Below are 16,635 nucleotides of genomic sequence, written 5' to 3' on the forward strand. Positions count from 1 at the left end.
CGGCACGCCCCCGCGCGACTGCCTCACGGCGCGTGGCAGGGGCCGCGCCACGGCGATAAGCCAGAGGGACCAACCCGCGCCCTCAGGTGGCGGGCACTCCTGCGATGCTCCGCGACGCCCCCGACGAGAACTCGTCCTTCCGCCGGCTGCTCAACCGCACGGTCGCGCTGCCGCTCGTGCTGCTGTCGCTCGTCTGCGTCGCGTTCATCGCGCAGATCGTCCACCTGCGGAACCTGAACCGCTGGGTCGACCACACCGACCGGGTCCTCGCGCAGACGAACCACGTCCAGAAGCTCTTCCTCGACTCCGAGACCGGCCTCCGGGGGTTCCTGCTCACGCACGCGCAAGTGTTCCTCGAGCCCTACAACGCCTCGCAGGCCGCCCTCCCGGCGGAGCTGCACCGCCTCCGCGAGCTGGCCTCCGACAACCCTGGGCAGGTCGCGCGCGTGGACGAGGTCTCGACGCGCTGGGATCGGTGGACGACGACGGCGCGGGCGCGGATCGCCCGGGACGAGAGCCGGCAGCCGATCACGCTCGAGGAGGCCGAGGAGGGCAAGGGGATCATGGACGGCCTCCGCGCGCTGATGGCGGACTTCATCGAGACGGAGCAGGCCCTCCGGGTCGAGCGGAGCCGCGACGCGGACACGGCGGGGCGTACGGCGCTCTGGGGATCGGCGCTCCTCGCGCTCTCGACCGGGGCCGGCATCGCGGTGTCCGGGCGTCGGCGGCTCGTCGGCCTCGCGGCGCGACACGAGGCGGCGCTCTCCGCCGAGCAGCGGCAGTCCGAGGTGCTCCGGCTGCAGGAGTGGGTGAGCAGCGGGCGCGCGCAGCTTGCGGACGTGGTGCGCGGCGATCTCGGGGAGCAGGCGCTCGCGGCGAGGCTCCTCGCCGAGATCGCGCGCTACGTCCAGGCGCAGGTCGGGGTGCTCTACGCGGCGCCGGACGCGGAGGGGCCGCTCGCGCGCGCCGCGACGATCGGCTGCGCGGAGGGCGACGGCGCGCCGCCGGCGACGGTGCAGCCAGGCGAGTCCTGGGTGGGGCGGGTCGCGGAGGAGAATCGCGTCGTCGAGCTCGACGACGTGCCGGCGGATCACGTGAAGATCGCGACCGGGACGGGGCGGTCGAGCCCGCGCCACCTCGTCGTCGCCCCGCTCACGGCGAGCGGCCGCGTCACGGGTGTCGTGGAGCTGGGGTTCCTCGCGGCGCCGGAGGCCCGCGTCCTCGAGTACCTCCGCGCCGCCACGGAGGTCGGCGGCGGCGCGCTCCGCTCGGCGCGGTACCGCGCCCATCTCCAGCTGCTCCTCGTGCAGACCCGGCGCCAGGCCGAGGACCTCCAGACCCAGCAGGAGGAGCTCCGCGTCGCGAACGAGGAGCTGCAGGAGCAGAGCCGCACGCTGCAGCAGTCCCAGGCGCAGCTCGAGGCGCAGCAGGAGGAGCTCAGGGTCTCGAACGCGCAGCTCGAAGAGCAGACGCGCCAGCTCGAGGCGCAGCGCGACGATCTCGAGCACGCCCAGGCGGGCCTCGTCGAGAAGGCCGATCTGCTGGCCCGCGCGAACCAGTACAAGTCCGAGTTCCTCGCGAACATGAGCCACGAGCTGCGGACGCCGCTGAACAGCACGCTCATCCTCGCGAAGCTGCTCGCCGACAACCGCGGCGCGAACCTCACGCCGGAGCAGGTCCGCTACGCGGAGACGATCCACTCCGCCGGCAACGACCTGCTCGAGCTCATCAACGACATCCTCGACCTGTCCCGGATCGAGGCGGGCCGGCTCGATCTCAAGCCGGAGCGCGTCCGGCTGGCCGCGGCGGTCGACTCGCTCGCGCGGCAGTTCGAGCCGATGGCGCGCCAGAAGGGGCTCGGCTTCTCCGCGCAGGTGGATCCCGCGCTGGCGGACACCTTCGAGACCGATCTCCAGCGGCTGCAGCAGATCCTGAAGAACCTGCTCTCGAACGCCATCAAGTTCACCGAGCGCGGGGAGGTGACCCTGCGGGTCTCGCCGTCCGGCCGGGACCGGGTCGCGTTCGTCGTGCGCGACACCGGGATCGGCATCGCGCGGGCGGACCTGGCCGTGATCTTCGAGGCCTTCCGGCAGCTCGACGGGAGCACGCACCGCCAGTACGGCGGGACCGGGCTCGGCCTCACGATCTCCCGGGACCTCGCGCGCCGGCTCGGCGGGGACGTGTTCGTGGAGAGCACGCCGGGGGAGGGGAGCACGTTCAGCCTGGTCCTGCCGCTCCGGCTCGGCGCCGACCTCCCCCCGCCGCGGCCGGCGCTCGCGGCGCCCGCGCCAGTGCCCGCTCCGGCGCCGGACGCCCCGCCGTCGCCGCCCCGCGCGCGCCGGGCGGCCGTACCGTCCGTGCCGGACGATCGCGACGGCCTCGCTCCGGGGACGCGCTCCCTCCTCGTCATCGAGGACGATCCGCGGTTCTCGCAGATCCTCCGCGACCTCGCCCACGAGCAGGAGTTCCGGTGCCTCGTCGCCCCCACCGGCGCCGAGGGGTTCGAGCTCGCGCGCCGGTTCGGCCCGAGCGCGATCGTCCTCGACGTGAACCTGCCGGACGAGTCCGGCCTCGCCGTGCTCGAGAAGCTGAAGCGGAGCGCGGAGACGCGCCACATCCCGGTCCACGTCGTGTCCGTCGTGGACTACACCCAGCGCGCGCTCGAGATGGGCGCGGTCGGCTACGCGCTCAAGCCCGTGAAGCGGGAAGAGCTGGCCGAGGCGATCCGCAAGCTCGAGGAGAAGTTCGCGCAGCGGACGCGTCGCGTCCTCGTCGTGGAGGACGCCGAGGCGCAGCGCGAGAGCCTCCGCGCACTGCTCCAGAGCGAGGGCGTCGAGATCGTGCCCGTCGCGACGGCGGGCGAGGCGCTCGGCGAGCTGCGGAGCGGCACCTTCGACTGCATGGTCCTCGACGTCGGGCTCCCGGACATCTCGGGGTACGAGCTGCTCGAGCGGATGTCGGAGGACGCCGCGTTCTCGTTCCCGCCGGTGATCGTCTACACGGGGCGGGCGCTCTCGGCCGAGGAGGAGGTCCGGCTGCGGCGGTACTCCACGTCGGTGGTCATCAAGGGGGCGCGGTCGCCGGAGCGGCTCCTCGACGAGGTGACGCTGTTCATGCACCGCGTCGAGGCCTCCCTCCCGCGCGAGCAGCAGCGGCTGCTCCGGGAGGCCCGGAACCGCGAGGCGGTCTTCGACGGCCGGCGCGTGTTGCTCGTCGAGGACGACGTGCGCAACATCTTCGCGCTGACGAGCGTCCTCGAGCCGAAGGGCGCCCGGCTCGACATCGCGCGGAACGGCCGCGAGGCGCTCGACGCGCTCGCCCGCGCCGCCGATGCGGAGGCTCCGGGCGTCGACCTCGTGCTCATGGACGTCATGATGCCGGTGATGGACGGGCTCACCGCGATCCGCGAGATCCGCGGTCGCCCCGGGTGGCGAAAGCTCCCCATCATCGCGCTGACCGCGAAGGCGATGGCCGACGACCGCGACCGGTGCCTCGAGGCCGGCGCGAACGACTACATCGCGAAGCCGCTCGACGTCGAGAAGCTCCTGTCCCTCATGCGGGTCTGGATGCCGAGATGACGCAGGAGCCGACCCAGACCGAGTTCGATCTCGAGCTGCGGCTCCTGCTCGAGGCGATCTACCTCCGGTACCAGCACGACTTCCGGCGGTACGCGATGGCGTCGCTCCGCCGCCGGGTCGGGCAGGCGATGGAGCGGCTCCGGATCCCGTCGCTCGCGGCGCTCCAGGAGCGCGTGCTGCGCGACCCCGAGCTCTTCCAGCAGCTGCTGCCGTTCCTCACCGTCCAGGTGAGCGAGATGTTCCGCGACCCGGCGTTCTTCCGCGCGATGCGCGAGGACGTCGTGCCGCACCTGCGGACGTACCCGTCGCTCCGCGTCTGGATCGCGGGGTGCAGCACGGGCGAGGAGGTCCACGCCGTCGCGATCCTGCTCGCGGAGGAGGGGCTGCTCGATCGCACGCTCATCTACGCGAGCGACATCAGCCCGCAGGCGCTCCGGGCGGCGGAGGAGGGGATCTACGCGCTCGAGCGCATCGCGGAGTTCAGCGCGAGCTACGTCGCGGCAGGGGGCCGCGGGTCGCTCTCCGACTACTACACCGCGGCGTACGGGGCGGCCGTGTTCGACCGCGCGCTCCGGCGGAACGTCGTCTTCGCCGACCACAGCCTCGCGACCGACCAGGTCTTCGCCGAGGTCCAGCTCGTCACCTGCCGCAACGTGCTCATCTACTTCGACCACGAGCTGCAGGACCGGGCCGTCGGCCTGTTCCGCGACGCGCTCTGTCACCGGGGCTTCCTCGGGCTCGGCTCGAAGGAGACCCTGCGCTTCTCGCGGCACGCGGACGCCTTCACCCCGTTCGTCCCGGAGGTCCGGATCTTCCGGAAGCGCTGACGTGATCGCCACTGTCGAGACGAGCCTCGCTCCGGCCGCGCCCGCCGTCGTCGTGATCGGCGGGTCCGCCGGCGCGCTCGAGCCGCTCCGCGAGCTCCTCCACGCCTTCCCGGCCGGGTACCCCGTCCCCGTCGTCGTGGTGCTCCATCTGCCTCGGACCGGGCCGAGCGCGCTGGCCGACGTCCTCGGGGCGGGGTGCCGCCTCGCCGTCCGCGAGGCCGTCGACAAGGCGCCGCTCGCCCCGGGCGTCGTCCACGTGGCGCCCCCGGGGTACCACGTCCTCGTCGAGGCCGGGCCGGCGCTCGCGCTGTCCGTCGACGATCCGGTGCACTTCTCGATCCCGTCCATCGACGTGCTGTTCGAGTCGGCGGCGGCCACGTGCGGCCCGCGCGTCGCGGGCGTGGTCCTCTCGGGAGCGAGCGCGGACGGCGCGGCGGGGCTCGCCGCCATCGAGTCGGCCGGCGGCGTCGTCGCGGTGCAGGCGCCGGCGGGCGCCGCCCTCCCGACGATGCCGGCGGCCGCGCTGGCCCGCTGCCCATGCGCCGCCGCGCTGCCGGTCGCGGAGCTCTCCGCGCTCCTCGTCGCGCTCGCCCCGGCCGGCGCCGGGAGGGACGCCTGATGCCCGCCGCGCCGCGCATCCTGCTCGTGGACGATCTCGAGGAGAACCTCGTCGCGCTCGAGGCGCTCCTCGCCGGCGAGGGCGCGGTGCTCCTCCGGGCGCGCTCCGGGCGGGAGGCGCTCGAGCTGCTGCTCGTCCAGGAGGTCGCCCTCGCGCTCGTGGACGTGCAGATGCCCGAGATGGACGGGATCGAGCTCGCGGAGCTGATGCGCGGCGCGGAGCGGACGCGCGAGGTGCCGATCATCTTCGTGACCGCCGGCCTCCACGATCAGTCCCGCATCTTCCGCGGCTACGAGACGGGCGCGGTGGACTTCCTCCACAAGCCGCTCGACGCGCGGGTCCTCCGGAGCAAGGTGCAGGTCTTCCTCCAGCTGCACCGCCAGAAGCTGCTCCTGGCGGAGCAGCTCCGGGACCTCCGCAAGGCCGAGGGCGAGCTCCGCGAGGCGGCGCGCCGGAAGGACGAGTTCCTGGGGCTCCTCTCCCACGAGCTGCGGAACCCGCTCGCGCCGATCCGGAACGGCCTCTACATCCTCCAGCGCGCCCCGGCGGGCAGCGAGCAGGCGCGCCGCGCGCAGCAGGTGATGGAGCGGCAGGTGACTCACCTGTCACGACTCGTGAACGACCTGCTCGACGTGACGCGCATCACGAGCGGGAAGGTCCAGCTCCACCGCGAGCGCCTCGACCTCGCCGAGTCCGTCCGCCGCACCTCCGACGATCACCGGGCAAGCTTCGCGGAGGCGGGCATCGCGTTCACGGCGCAGGCGCCGCGGGAGCCGGTGTGGGTCGAGGCGGATCCGACCCGGCTCGCGCAGGCGGTCGGGAACCTGCTCGTGAACGCGCTCAAGTTCACGGAACGGGGAGGGCACGTCGCGCTCGCCCTCGAGCGCGACGGTGTCGCCGCCGTCATCCGGGTCACCGACGACGGCGTGGGCATCTCCCCGGAGCTGCAGGCGCGCATCTTCCAGCCGTTCACGCAGGCGGACCGGACGCTCGACCGCAGCAAGGGCGGGCTCGGCCTCGGGCTGTCGCTCGTGAAGGGCATGGTGGAGCTGCACGGCGGCACGGTCGCGGTCGAGAGCGGCGGCCCGGGGCGCGGGACCACGTTCACCGTGCGGCTGCCGCTCGCGCCGGCCGAGGGCTCCCGGGCGGCCGCGGCGCAGTCGGCGGGGCCGTAGCGCGACGAACCGTGCGGGCCCGCTTCCGAGCCAGCGTGCCCTACGTCTCGCCGATCGCCACGATCGTGTAGGTGTCCAGCGAGGGCGGCCCGCCGTCCAGGTCGCCGTGGAAGGTCACGCCCCTGAACCCCGCCCGGCGGAGCATCGCGTCCAGCTCCGTCGCGGAGTAGGGGCGCATGCGCGACAGGTAGCTCCGCGTCCCCGCCGGCGACGTGAGGGTCCAGCGTGCCTCCAGTACCCCCGTGACCGGGTCGAACCGCGGCTCCTCGCGCCAGCGCCGCCCGTCGGGCGCCTCGGTCTCGCGCACGTGCATGAGCCGCACGACCCCGTCGCGGTGCGCGGTCTCGAGGAGGAGCCGCCCGCCGCGGCGGAGCGCGGCCCGCGCGCGGGCGAGGACGGCGCCGTCCCGCTCCGGATCCGCGAAGTAGCCGAACGAGGTGAACACCGAGAGGACCGCGTCGAACACCGGCGGCAGCTCCAGCTCGGCCACGTTCGCGTGCCGCAGCTCGACCGTCACGCCCTCGCGCGCCGCCCACGCCCTGGCCCGCGCGAGGTAGCCGCGCTGCGCGTCCACGCCGACCACGCGGTGGCCCATCCGCGCGAGCGGCACCGCGACGCGGCCCGGGCCGCAGCCGAGGTCGAGCACGGCCGACCCGGGCGCGAGGTCGAGGAGCCGGGAGGCGCGCGCCGCCACGTCGGCCCCGAGCGCGAGCTGCGCGGGCGGGAAGATGAAGTCGAACATCTCGTCCCAGAACGCAGCGTCCGACCACCATGCGTCCGCCGGGCCCGCCGCCCCGGAGGCTCGAGCCTCCTCAGCCACGGGCGCGCTCCGGTCGAGGCGCGAGCACGAGCCGGCGCGTCGGCCGGTCCTCGGCGCCCCAGCGGTACTTGTAGGGCTCGCGGCCTCGGAGGAAGTCGAGCTCGCGGTGCCCCTCGCCGATGGCGGCCTCGATCGCGTGCAGGAAGAGGAGGCTCCCCGGGCTGTGGCGCGCCGCGTCCGGAGCGATCCCGTGCAGGTACGCGTACGTCCGTCCCCGCGCCGCGAAACCGAGGAGGACGCCGAGCGTCGCGCCCGCGGCGCGGAGCGCGTACGCGCGGAGCAGGCCACGGGCGAGCAGCCCTCGCGCGGCCTCCGCGAGGAAGCGCACGAGCCGCTCGTCCGCGAGCACGCCTGGCCGTCCGCGCGTGCCCCACCGCGCGGTATGCAGCCGGACGAGGTCGCCGACGATCCGGTCGAGCGTTCGCGCGTCCGCGGCGAGGAGCTCCACCGGTCCGTGTCGCGCCGCGAGACGGCGCCGCCGGTACCGGACGTCCGAGAGGAGCTTCGGCGAGGCGCGCGCCGTCAGGTCCTCGACGCGCGCGGGCAGCGCCAGGACCGGGCAGACGTCCTCGTCGCGCACGGCCGCCTCGAGGCCCGGTGGCGGCGCCGTGCGGAGGAGGAGCGAGCGGGCGGGGAGCGCCTCCAGGTCGGCGACGTCGAACCGGTCACGGTGCCCCGCCGCGAACGCGAGGAGCGCCTCCGTCGCGGGCGCGTCCTCCGCGAGCACGTCCTGATAGTCCGACACGCGTCCGCCGAGGAGGCCGAGCACGCGGCGCGGGCCGACGCGATAGACGAACGTCGGGAGGAGACCCGCGAGCTCCCGCCCACGCCAGGCGGCGAGCGCCCAGGGCGCGCCTTCCAGCAGGTGATGGCACCACGGCAGGAGCCAGGCAGGCGAGGCGAACGGCGTCGCGGCGGGTGCGCTGGCCCAGAGCGCGTCCCACGCCGGGCGGAGAGCCTCGAGCCGCTCGACGGAGGCGATCTCCTCGACGCGGAGCTGCGCGCGGGGTCCCGGGCGCGGGGCGGGGGTCTCGACCTGCATCGAGGGGCTCCTCGGTTCGGTGGCGGCGGGCTCGACCGGGAAGGTACTCACCTGCGCCGCGACGGGCGCCGCCGGCGGCGCGCGAAGGGACGGCCGGGCCGGCGGCCGGCGCCGTCACGGCCTCGACGGGGAGGGGACGGACGACCGGCGAGCCCCCCGCGGGCGGGAGCGGGCCCACCCGGGACGCGAGGCCCCGCTGCGACTCGCGGCGCCCGGACGTAAACCGACAGTCACGCGCCGTCGCGCACCCCGGAGGACCGATGCTCCCTCGAAGCTGGATTCACCGCTGGTCCGCGCCCCTCCTCGTCGTCGTGGCGGCGCTGGGAGCGGGCACCGGCTGCAAGTCCCGCTCCTCGCAGGCGGAGAAGAAGGAGCTCCGGATCGGCGCGACCCTCCCGCTCACCGGCGCCGAGTCGCGCATCGGCGGCTTCTACAAGGAGGGCTACGATCTCGCCTTCGAGGAGGTGAACCGGCAGGGCGGGCTCCAGGTCGGAGATCGCAAGCTCCCCGTCACCCTCGTGCTGCTCGACGACACGTCCACCCAGGCGACGGCGGTGAGCCTCGCGGATCGCCTCGTCAACAGCGACAAGGTCGACTTCCTCCTCGGCACCTACGCGAGCCACCTCGTCGAGGCGCAGAGCACGGTCGCCGAGCAGAACAAGATGCCTTACGTGAACGGCGGGGGCGGCGCGACCGACATCTACAAGCGGGGCTACAAGTACGTCTTCGGCCTGCTCGCGCCCGTCGAGCTGCTCGGGAACACCCTCATGCAGTTCGTGGACGAGCAGGAGAAGGCCGGCAAGCTGCCGAGGCCCTCGCGCATCGCCCTGGTCTGGGAGAACACGGCGCACGGGAAGGACTTCCGCCGCGGCGTCCAGGACTTCGTGAACGGCGCGAAGGGCGGCTACGAGATCGTCGTCGACGAGTCGTTCGAGCTCTCCGGGAAGGACTTCGGCGCGCTGCTCGGGAAGGTGAAGGCGTCGAACGCGGACCTCTTCCTCGCCGACGCGCACCTGCCCGACTACATCACGATGCAGCGCCAGTACGTGAGCGCCGGCCTCTGCAACAAGGTGATCAGCTACGGCGCCCGCGGCTCGGAGAAGGGCGCGGTGGACGCGCTCGGGCAGGAGAACGTGAACGGCATCCTCTCGGCCGTGTGGTGGAGCGCCCAGCTCGCGGCGAAGGGCGGCCCCGCGAAGGCGTTCGTCGACGCCTTCAAGGCGAAGTACGCGGGTCGCGCGCCGGAGTGGTACCAGGCGCTCGGGTACGAGACCGCGCGGGCGCTCTTCACCGCGATCCAGCAGGCGGGCTCCACCGACCGGGAGGCGGTCCGGAGCAAGCTCGCGGCGCTCCAGATGGACTCCATCCTGCCGGGCGGCAAGCTCTCCTTCGCCGCCGAGCACGGGCAGCAGGCCTACTACCCGTTCGTCGTGCAGCAGAACATGCCGGACGGGACGTCGCCGATCGTGTTCCCGCCCGTCGTCGCCACGGGCCAGGGCATCGTCCCGAACCCGCGCTGCGCGAGGTAGCGGTCCTCGATGGCGCGCCTGCTCGACCTCGCGATCTCGGCCGTCCTCCTCGCCGGCCTGTACGCGACGATGGCCTACGGGCTCGGCCTCATCTACGGCGTGCTCCGCGTGGTGAACCTCGCGCACGGCGGCGTGATCATGGCTGGCGCGTACCTGGGGTGGGTGCTGCACGGCTGGCTCGGGCTCGATCCGTACCTCTCGATCCCGCTCGTGCTCGTCGCGACCTTCGCGTTCGGCGCGTTCCTGTACCGCGTGCTGGTTCGCCACCTGCCGCGCGGGGCGGCGGGCGGGCCGGCGTCGCTCCTGCTGCTGTTCGGCGTGTGGCTCGTCCTGCGGAACGCCGCCTACCTCCTCTTCACCGGCAACGACCGCGCGATCCGGACGGCGTACTCGACGCACGCGCTGCCGTTCCTCGGCACGTGGGTCTCGGTGAACCGCCTCGCCGTCCTCGGGATCGCGCTCGTCATCCCCGTCGCGCTGCACGGCGTGCTCCACCGGACGTACCTCGGGAAGGCGATCCGCGCCGTCGCGCAGAACGCCGACAGCTGCACCCTCGTCGGCGTGGACGTCGAGCGCATCTACACCGTGACGTTCGGGATCGGCACCGCGCTCGCCGGCCTCGCGGGGGTGCTCTTCGCGACGCTGTTCGCGTTCAACCCGACGTTCGGCGCGGGAGAGCTCCTCAAGTCGTTCGTCGTGGTGGTGCTCGGCGGCCTCGGGAGCGTCGTCGGCACCGGCGTCGCCGCCCTCGTCCTCGCCGTCGTCGAGGTCTTCGCGATCCTCGTCCTGCCGGCGTACCTCACGTCCGCGGTCGGGTTCGTGATGCTGGTCCTCGTGCTGGTGGTCCGGCCGGGCGGCCTCTTCGGGCAGCGGGTGCTCGGGTGACCCCGCGCGCCGTCGCGGGCGTGCCACTCCGCGCGGCCGCGCCGTTCGGCGCCGTCGTGGTCGCGCTCGCGGTGCTCCCGCTCCTGCTCGACGTCTACGTGCTGAACCTCTTCACGCTCGCCTTCGTCATGATCGCGGGCGCGCTCGCCTGGAACTGGATGGGGGGCTACGTCGGCCAGGTGAGCTTCGGCCACGCCGCGATGTTCGGCATCGGCGGCTTCGTCGCGGCGCGCCTGCTGCTCGCGACGCCGCTGCCCGCGCCGCTCGCCTGGCTCGCCGGCGGCCTCGCCGCCGGGATCTTCGCTCTCGGCGCGCACCCGACGCTCCGGCTGCGCGGCCCGTACTTCTCCATCGCCACCATCGGCGTAGGCGAGGCGTCGCGCCTGGTGTTCACCTACTGGGAGCGCTTCACCGGCGGCGCGTCCGGGCTCTCGCTCCCCATCGTCGCGGGCGGCAAGGAGGCGCTCTACCTCTGGGCGCTGGCGCTCGCGGCGGCAGCGGTCGCGGCGTCGTGGACGATCCGCCGCTCCGGCCTCGGCCTGCAGCTCCTCGCCATCAAGGCGGACGTGGACGCCGCCGCGGACGTGGGCGTGTCGGCGACGTTCCACCAGGACCTCGTCTTCGCGATCTCCGGCGCCGTCGTCGGGGTCACCGGCGGCCTCTACGCCTCGTACTTCAGCTACATCGAGCCGAACGACATGTTCGGCTTCGATCGGTCGATCTCGTTCGTCCTCATGTGCGTGATCGGCGGCGTGGGCACCGTCCTGGGCCCGGTGCTCGGTGCGATCGTGTTCGTCCTGCTCCGCCAGTTCCTCCTCGCGTCGTACCCGCAGCTCTACCTCGGCCTCTACGGCCTGCTGCTCATCCTCATCATCTTGTTCGAGCCGCTCGGCCTCACCGGGCTCGCCCTCCGGCTCGCGCGGCGGCTCGGGCACGGCGGCCGCGCCGGGCCCGTGATCTCGCCGCTCGCCTCGTCGGCGGCCGGCAGCCCCGCGGGGCCCGAGGCCCGCGGCGGAGGGAAGGGGCGCGCGCCGTGACGACCCTCCTCGCGACGCGCGCCGTCTCCAGGCGCTTCGGCGGACTCAAGGCCGTGGACGGGGTGGACCTCGCGCTCGCGGAGGGCGAGATCCTGGGGGTCATCGGGCCGAACGGCGCGGGCAAGACGACGCTCTTCAGCCTCATCGCGGGGTCGCTCGCGCCGACGTCGGGGGAGGTGCTGCTCGACGGTCGCCGCCTGAGCGGGCTCCCCGCACACCGGGTCGTGCGGGCGGGAGTGGTGCGCACGCACCAGATCGTCCGGCCGTTCCCGAACCTCACCGTCGCGGAGAACGTCATGGTCGGCGCGATCCACGGCGCGCGGCGGGCCGGCGGCGGCGCCCGGGAACGCGCCGAGGACGTGCTCGCGTTCGCCGGCCTCGCGGATCGCGCCGGGCAGCTGCCCGCGACGCTCACGCTCGCCGGCCGCAAGCGCCTCGAGCTTGCGCGCGCCCTGGCCACCGCGCCGCGCGTCCTCCTGCTCGACGAGGTGATCGCGGGCGTGAACCCCACCGAGGCGCTGGCCCTCGCCGCGCTCATCCGGCGGATCCGCGACGAGCGCCGCGTGTCCATCGTGATGATCGAGCACGTCATGCCGGCGGTGATGAGCCTGTCGGATCGCGTCGTCGTCCTCGACCACGGCCGGAGGATCGCGGAGGGGACGCCGCAGGCGGTCGTGCATGCGCCGCAGGTGATCGAGGCCTACCTCGGCAAGGGCGCGGCGGAGGCGTCACCGCCATGACCGCCCCGCTCCTCGAGGTGGACGGGATCGACGTGTTCTACGGCGACGTCCAGGTGCTGCACGGCCTCGGGTTCGTGGTGCGCGAGGGCGAGATCGTGACGCTGCTCGGCTCGAACGGCGCGGGCAAGACCACGACGCTCCGCGCGATCGCCGGGCTCCGCCCGCCGCGGCGCGGCGACATCAGGTTCCGGGGGGCGTCGCTGGCGGCGGTGCCCGCCGCCGCGCGGAGCGGGCTCGGCATCGCGCTCGTCCCGGAGGGGCGCGAGCTGTGGGGCCAGCTCACGGTCAAAGAGAACCTCGAGCTGGGCGCCTACGGCCGGAGGGCCCGCGCGGTCGCGGCGCGCAACCTCGAGCGCGTCCTCGCGCTCTTCCCGCGGCTCGCGGAGCGGAGCCGGCAGCTCGCGGGCAGCCTCTCCGGGGGCGAGCAGCAGATGTGCGCCATCGCCCGGGCGCTCATGAGCGAGCCGGCGCTCCTCATGCTCGACGAGCCGAGCCTGGGGCTCGCGCCGGTGATCGTCGACCAGGTGATGGGAGTCATCGCCGAGCTGCACCGCGGCGGCGTCACGGTCCTGCTCGTCGAGCAGAACCTCCGCAAGGCGCTCGAGATCGCGGACCGCGGCACCGTGATCGAGACCGGGCAGGTGCGGCTCGAGGGGACCGCCGCGGAGCTCTCGGCGAACCCGCGGATCCGCGAGACGTACCTGGGGCTCTGACGCGTCATGACCGTGCGCCGCGATCCGACCGCGCCCTGGGACACCGCCCGCGCCGCGCGGCGCGCGCGGCTCGAGCGGGCGCGCGGCGTCTGGCCGGACCGGTGGGTGCCGCCCGAACGCGTGACGCCGCTGCTCGAGGCGATCCTCGAGCCGGGGGACCGGGTCTGCCTCGAGGGCGACAACCAGAAGCAGGCGGACTTCCTCGCCGGCGCGCTCGCGCGCGTGGATCCGGCGCGCGTCCACGGCCTCCACCTCGTCCTCTCGGTGCTCGCGCTGCCGGAGCACGTGGCCCTCTTCGAGCGCGGCATCGCGCGCCGGCTGGACTTCTCGTTCTCCGGCCCGCAGGCGCTCCGTCTCGCCGGGCTCGTCCAGGCCGGGAAGATCGAGATCGGCGCCATCCACACCTACCTCGAGCTGTACGCGCGGTACTTCGTGGACCTCACCCCGCGCGTGGCGCTCGTCGCGGCGCAGGCCGCGGACGCGGCCGGCAACCTCTATACCGGCCCGAACACGGAGGAGACTCCGACGGTGGTCGAGGCGACGGCGTTCCGGGACGGCATCGTCGTCGCGCAGGTGAACGAGCGGCTCGAGCGGCTCCCACGCGTCGACATCCCCGGCGACTGGGTGGACGTGCTGACGCTCGCGCCGGCGCCGAGCACCATCGAGCCACTCTTCACCCGCGATCCCGCGGAGATCGGCGAGATCCAGGTCCTCATGGCCATGATGGTGGTGAAGGGTATCTACGCGGAGTACGGCGTCCAGAGCCTCAACCACGGCATCGGCTTCGACTCGGCGGCCATCGAGCTCATCCTCCCCACCTACGGCGAGGCGCTCGGGCTCCGGGGGCGGATCTGCCGGCACTGGGCGGTGAACCCCCACCCGACGCTCATCCCCGCCATCGAGGCCGGCTTCGTCGAGTCGATCCACGCGTTCGGCTCGGAGCTCGGCATGGAGGCGTACGTCGCGGCCCGCCCGGACGTCTTCTTCACCGGGCACGACGGGAGCCTCCGCTCGAACCGCGCCCTCGCGCAGACCGCGGGCCTGTACGGCTGCGATCTCTTCGTCGGCTCGACGCTCCAGCTCGACCTAGCCGGCAACAGCTCCACCGCCACCGCGAGCCGGATCACCGGGTTCGGCGGCGCGCCGAACATGGGCAGCGACGCGCGCGGGCGCCGCCACGCCACCCCGGCGTGGCTCCGCGCCGGCCGCGAGGCGCCGCCCGGCCCCGGGGGGATGCCGCGCGGCCGGAAGCTGGTGGTCCAGCTCCTCGAGACGTTCCGCGAGCACATGGAGCCCGCGATCGTGGAGCGGCTCGACGCGTGGGACCTCGCCGAGCGGATGGGGACGGCGCTGCCGCCGGTGATGATCTACGGTGACGACGTGACCCACGTCGTCACGGAGGAGGGGATCGCCAACCTGCTCCTCTGCCGCAGCGACGCCGAGCGGGCCGAGGCGATCCGCGGCGTCGCCGGCTACACACCGGTGGGGCGGGCGCGGTCGCGGAGCGCCGTGGAGGCGCTCCGGGCGCTCGGCATCGTGCGACGGCCCGAGGATCTCGGCATCGACCTCCGGGACGCGACCCGGGACCTGCTCGCCGCCCGCACGGTCAAGGACCTCGTGTCGTGGTCGGGCGGGCTGTACGACCCGCCGGCGCGGTTCCGGCGGTGGTAGGAGGCCTTCGGATGGAGCGGCTGACGTTCGAGCTCGAGAGCCCCGGCGCGCCGGCGCAGCGCGCGGCGCCGGTCGTCGTCGGCGTGGTCGCGTCGGGGAACCTGGAGGTGCTCGTCGAGGGCACCGCGCCCCCGGGCCGCTGCCACGTCGAGGTCGCGACCTCCGCGGTGGGCTTCGGCGAGATCTGGCGCGCCGTGCTCGAGGACTTCGCGGCGCTGCACGCGGTGGGGGGCCTGGCGCTGTCCGTGAACGACGCCGGCGCGACGCCCGCGGTCGTGACGCTCCGGCTCGGCCAGGCCGTCGAGGAGTGGCTCGGGAAGGCCGGATGACCGCGCGCGTCCCCGGCCTCGCGCGGAGCTTCCGGGAGGCGCCCGCGCGGCGGCGGCTCGCGGGCGTGCTCGACCCCGGCACCTTCGTCGAGCTCCTCGGCCCCGCGGACCGGATCACGAGCCCGCACCTCGCCGCGCTCGACCTGCCCGTCGCGTTCGACGACGGCGTCGTCGTCGGGTCGGGTCGCCTCGGCGCCCGGGCGGTCCTGGTCGCGGCGCAGGAGGGGGCCTTCATGGGCGGCGGCGTCGGCGAGGTTCACGGCGCCAAGCTCGCCGGTCTCCTCGCGCGGGCCCGCCGCGAGCGGCCCGCGGCGGTCCTCCTCCTCCTCGACACGGGCGGCGTGCGGCTGCAGGAGGCGAACGCCGGCCTCGTGGCGGTCTCCGAGGTGATGCGCGGCGTCCTCGCGGCGCGCTCGGAGGGCATCCCGGTGGTCGCGCTCGTCGGCGGGGGGTGGGGCTGCTTCGGGGGGATGGGCATCGTCGCGCGCTGCTGCGACCGCATCGCGGTCAGCGAGGAGGGGCGGGTGGGGCTCTCCGGGCCGGACGTGATCGAGGAGACGCGCGGCGTGGAGGAGCTGGACGCCGAGGATCGCGCGCTCGTCTGGCGCCTGTACGGCGGGAAGCACCGGGTGCTGCTCGGGGAGGCGGACCTCCTCGTGGAGGACGACGTCGACGCGTTCCGCGCCGCGGCGCTGGAGCTCGCGGCGCGGCCGCGGCCGATCACGCTCGAGGCGCTCGACGCCGAGCACGCCGCGCTCGCGCGGCGCCTCGCGGAGCACGGCGCGGCGTCCGACTCGCCGGAGATCTGGCGCGCGCTCGGCGTCGCCGATCCCGCGGCGGCGTCGCTCCTCGGCGCCGAGGCGTTCCGGCGCGTCGCCGGCGCGGCCCGCGCCCCGGCCGGCGCGCGGGCTCCGCTGCGCGCCGCTCCGGCAGAGGCGCCGCCGCCGGAGGTCCGGGCGGTCCTGGACGACCTCTTCCCGCGCGGGCACTCGGTGTCGCGCGAGGGAGGGATCCTCGCCGGTGGCGGCACCGCCGCGGCGGGGGAGGTCGCGGTGGTCGGGACCTGCGGCGGGCTAGAGGTCGGCGCCGAGGATGCGCTCGCGCTCGCGGGGGCGATCCTCGCCGTCGTCCGGGCGGCGCCGCGGCGGCCGATCCTCCTGCTCGTCGACACCCGCGGCCAGCGGATGAGCCGGCGCGACGAGCTGCTCGGCCTGAACGGCTTCCTCGGCCACCTGGCGTCGTCCATCGAGCTGGCGCGGCGCCGCGGCCATCGCACGGTCGCGCTGGTCACGGGCGAGGCGGTGAGCGCGGGGGCGCTGGCGCTCGGCTTCGTCGCCGACGAGGTCCACGCCCTCGCCGGCGCCCGCCTCGGCGTCATGTCCCTCCCCGCGATGGCGCGCGTCACGAAGATCCCCGTCGAGCGGCTCGAGGCCCTCTCCGCGACGACGCCGGTCCTGGCGCCCGGGCTCGAGAGCTTCGTGTCGCTCGGCGCGGTCGAGTCGGTGTGGCCCCCGCCACTCTCGGCCGCGCTCGAGGGGGCGCTGGCGCGGCCGGCGGGACCGGACCTGCGCGCGGAGCGTGGCCGGGAGCGCGGCGGCCGCACCCTGGCCGCCGCGGTCGCGCGCGCGGTGGCGGGAGGCGGCCACGGCGCGTGAGCGACGTCCCCGCCG

General features: G+C 74.6%; 14 protein-coding genes. 12 read left to right on the forward strand and 2 right to left on the reverse strand.

The genetic code is table 11. From position 1 onward, the window contains the following. Nucleotides 1-104: 104 nt before the first annotated feature. Genes AMOR_RS22515 through AMOR_RS22530 form a run of 4 tightly spaced genes read left to right on the forward strand, consistent with a single transcriptional unit; the run spans nt 105 to nt 6,199 of the window. Complete coding sequence (locus tag AMOR_RS22515) at nt 105-3,578, forward strand: response regulator (protein WP_248354361.1); 3,474 nt, start codon at nt 105-107, stop codon at nt 3,576-3,578. After that, nucleotides 3,575-4,405: a CheR family methyltransferase gene (locus AMOR_RS22520; protein WP_248354363.1), complete on the forward strand. Its 831-nt coding sequence runs from the start codon at nt 3,575-3,577 to the stop codon at nt 4,403-4,405. The genes AMOR_RS22515 and AMOR_RS22520 overlap by 4 nt, the downstream gene beginning before the upstream one ends. Nucleotide 4,406: 1 nt before the next feature. Continuing rightward, nucleotides 4,407-5,024: a chemotaxis protein CheB gene (locus tag AMOR_RS22525; RefSeq protein ID WP_248354365.1), complete on the forward strand. Its 618-nt coding sequence runs from the start codon at nt 4,407-4,409 to the stop codon at nt 5,022-5,024. Then, entirely contained in the window at nt 5,024-6,199 is a 1,176-nt protein-coding gene (locus AMOR_RS22530) for a hybrid sensor histidine kinase/response regulator (RefSeq protein ID WP_248354367.1), read from the forward strand. The genes AMOR_RS22525 and AMOR_RS22530 overlap by 1 nt, the downstream gene beginning before the upstream one ends. A gap of 40 nt (nt 6,200-6,239) precedes the next feature. On the opposite strand, the gene AMOR_RS22535 is transcribed toward AMOR_RS22530, so the two are convergent. Both AMOR_RS22535 and AMOR_RS22540 read right to left on the reverse strand, forming a co-directional pair. After that, nucleotides 6,240-7,019 (reverse strand): class I SAM-dependent methyltransferase, encoded by a 780-nt coding sequence (locus AMOR_RS22535; protein WP_248354370.1) that lies wholly within the window; start codon nt 7,017-7,019, stop codon nt 6,240-6,242. Next, the gene (locus AMOR_RS22540) at nt 7,012-8,061 is read right to left on the reverse strand and encodes a GNAT family N-acetyltransferase (RefSeq protein WP_248354372.1); all 1,050 of its coding nucleotides are present in this window, start codon (nt 8,059-8,061) and stop codon (nt 7,012-7,014) included. Before AMOR_RS22540 ends, AMOR_RS22535 begins: the two co-directional genes overlap by 8 nt. Before the next feature lie 260 nt (nt 8,062-8,321). On the opposite strand from AMOR_RS22540, the gene AMOR_RS22545 reads away from it, so the two are divergent. The 8 genes from AMOR_RS22545 to AMOR_RS22580 are packed head-to-tail and all read left to right on the forward strand — an operon-like array spanning nt 8,322 to nt 16,620. Continuing rightward, nucleotides 8,322-9,590, forward strand: coding sequence for an amino acid ABC transporter substrate-binding protein (locus AMOR_RS22545; protein ID WP_248354374.1), 1,269 nt, complete (start codon nt 8,322-8,324; stop codon nt 9,588-9,590). Nucleotides 9,591-9,599: 9 nt separating this feature from the next. Beyond that, nucleotides 9,600-10,475 (forward strand): branched-chain amino acid ABC transporter permease, encoded by an 876-nt coding sequence (locus tag AMOR_RS22550; protein ID WP_248354376.1) that lies wholly within the window; start codon nt 9,600-9,602, stop codon nt 10,473-10,475. Further along, nucleotides 10,472-11,512 carry a branched-chain amino acid ABC transporter permease gene (locus AMOR_RS22555; protein WP_248354378.1) on the forward strand — a complete coding sequence of 347 codons (1,041 nt, stop codon included), beginning with the start codon at nt 10,472-10,474 and terminating at the stop codon, nt 11,510-11,512. Before AMOR_RS22550 ends, AMOR_RS22555 begins: the two co-directional genes overlap by 4 nt. Further along, nucleotides 11,509-12,252, forward strand: a complete 744-nt coding sequence (locus tag AMOR_RS22560) for an ABC transporter ATP-binding protein (RefSeq protein ID WP_248354379.1) — start codon at nt 11,509-11,511, stop codon at nt 12,250-12,252. Before AMOR_RS22555 ends, AMOR_RS22560 begins: the two co-directional genes overlap by 4 nt. After that, entirely contained in the window at nt 12,249-12,965 is a 717-nt protein-coding gene (locus AMOR_RS22565; RefSeq protein WP_248354380.1) for an ABC transporter ATP-binding protein, read from the forward strand. Before AMOR_RS22560 ends, AMOR_RS22565 begins: the two co-directional genes overlap by 4 nt. A gap of 6 nt (nt 12,966-12,971) precedes the next feature. After that, complete coding sequence (gene mdcA / locus AMOR_RS22570) at nt 12,972-14,636, forward strand: malonate decarboxylase subunit alpha (RefSeq protein ID WP_248354382.1); 1,665 nt, start codon at nt 12,972-12,974, stop codon at nt 14,634-14,636. An 11-nt stretch (nt 14,637-14,647) separates the two neighbouring features. Continuing rightward, the gene (gene mdcC / locus AMOR_RS22575; protein WP_248354384.1) at nt 14,648-14,965 is read left to right on the forward strand and encodes a malonate decarboxylase acyl carrier protein; all 318 of its coding nucleotides are present in this window, start codon (nt 14,648-14,650) and stop codon (nt 14,963-14,965) included. Then, a complete protein-coding gene (locus AMOR_RS22580) occupies nt 14,962-16,620 on the forward strand; it encodes a biotin-independent malonate decarboxylase subunit beta (protein WP_248354386.1) in 1,659 nt (552 codons plus the stop codon). The genes mdcC and AMOR_RS22580 overlap by 4 nt, the downstream gene beginning before the upstream one ends. Nucleotides 16,621-16,635: the final 15 nt, after the last annotated feature.

Source organism: Anaeromyxobacter oryzae, from assembly GCF_023169945.1.
GTDB lineage: Bacteria > Myxococcota > Myxococcia > Myxococcales > Anaeromyxobacteraceae > Anaeromyxobacter > Anaeromyxobacter oryzae.

What these genes read in the sequence shown, in the direction of transcription:
- AMOR_RS22515 (WP_248354361.1), top strand. Translation starts at nt 105, where the DNA reads ATGCTCCGCGACGCCCCCGACGAGAACTCGTCCTTCCGCCGGCTGCTC.
- AMOR_RS22520 (WP_248354363.1), top strand. Translation starts at nt 3,575, where the DNA reads ATGACGCAGGAGCCGACCCAGACCGAGTTCGATCTCGAGCTGCGGCTC.
- AMOR_RS22530 (WP_248354367.1), top strand. Translation starts at nt 5,024, where the DNA reads ATGCCCGCCGCGCCGCGCATCCTGCTCGTGGACGATCTCGAGGAGAAC.
- AMOR_RS22540 (WP_248354372.1), bottom strand. Translation starts at nt 8,061, where the DNA reads ATGCAGGTCGAGACCCCCGCCCCGCGCCCGGGACCCCGCGCGCAGCTC.
- AMOR_RS22545 (WP_248354374.1), top strand. Translation starts at nt 8,322, where the DNA reads ATGCTCCCTCGAAGCTGGATTCACCGCTGGTCCGCGCCCCTCCTCGTC.
- AMOR_RS22550 (WP_248354376.1), top strand. Translation starts at nt 9,600, where the DNA reads ATGGCGCGCCTGCTCGACCTCGCGATCTCGGCCGTCCTCCTCGCCGGC.
- AMOR_RS22565 (WP_248354380.1), top strand. Translation starts at nt 12,249, where the DNA reads ATGACCGCCCCGCTCCTCGAGGTGGACGGGATCGACGTGTTCTACGGC.
- mdcA (WP_248354382.1), top strand. Translation starts at nt 12,972, where the DNA reads ATGACCGTGCGCCGCGATCCGACCGCGCCCTGGGACACCGCCCGCGCC.
- mdcC (WP_248354384.1), top strand. Translation starts at nt 14,648, where the DNA reads ATGGAGCGGCTGACGTTCGAGCTCGAGAGCCCCGGCGCGCCGGCGCAG.
- AMOR_RS22580 (WP_248354386.1), top strand. Translation starts at nt 14,962, where the DNA reads ATGACCGCGCGCGTCCCCGGCCTCGCGCGGAGCTTCCGGGAGGCGCCC.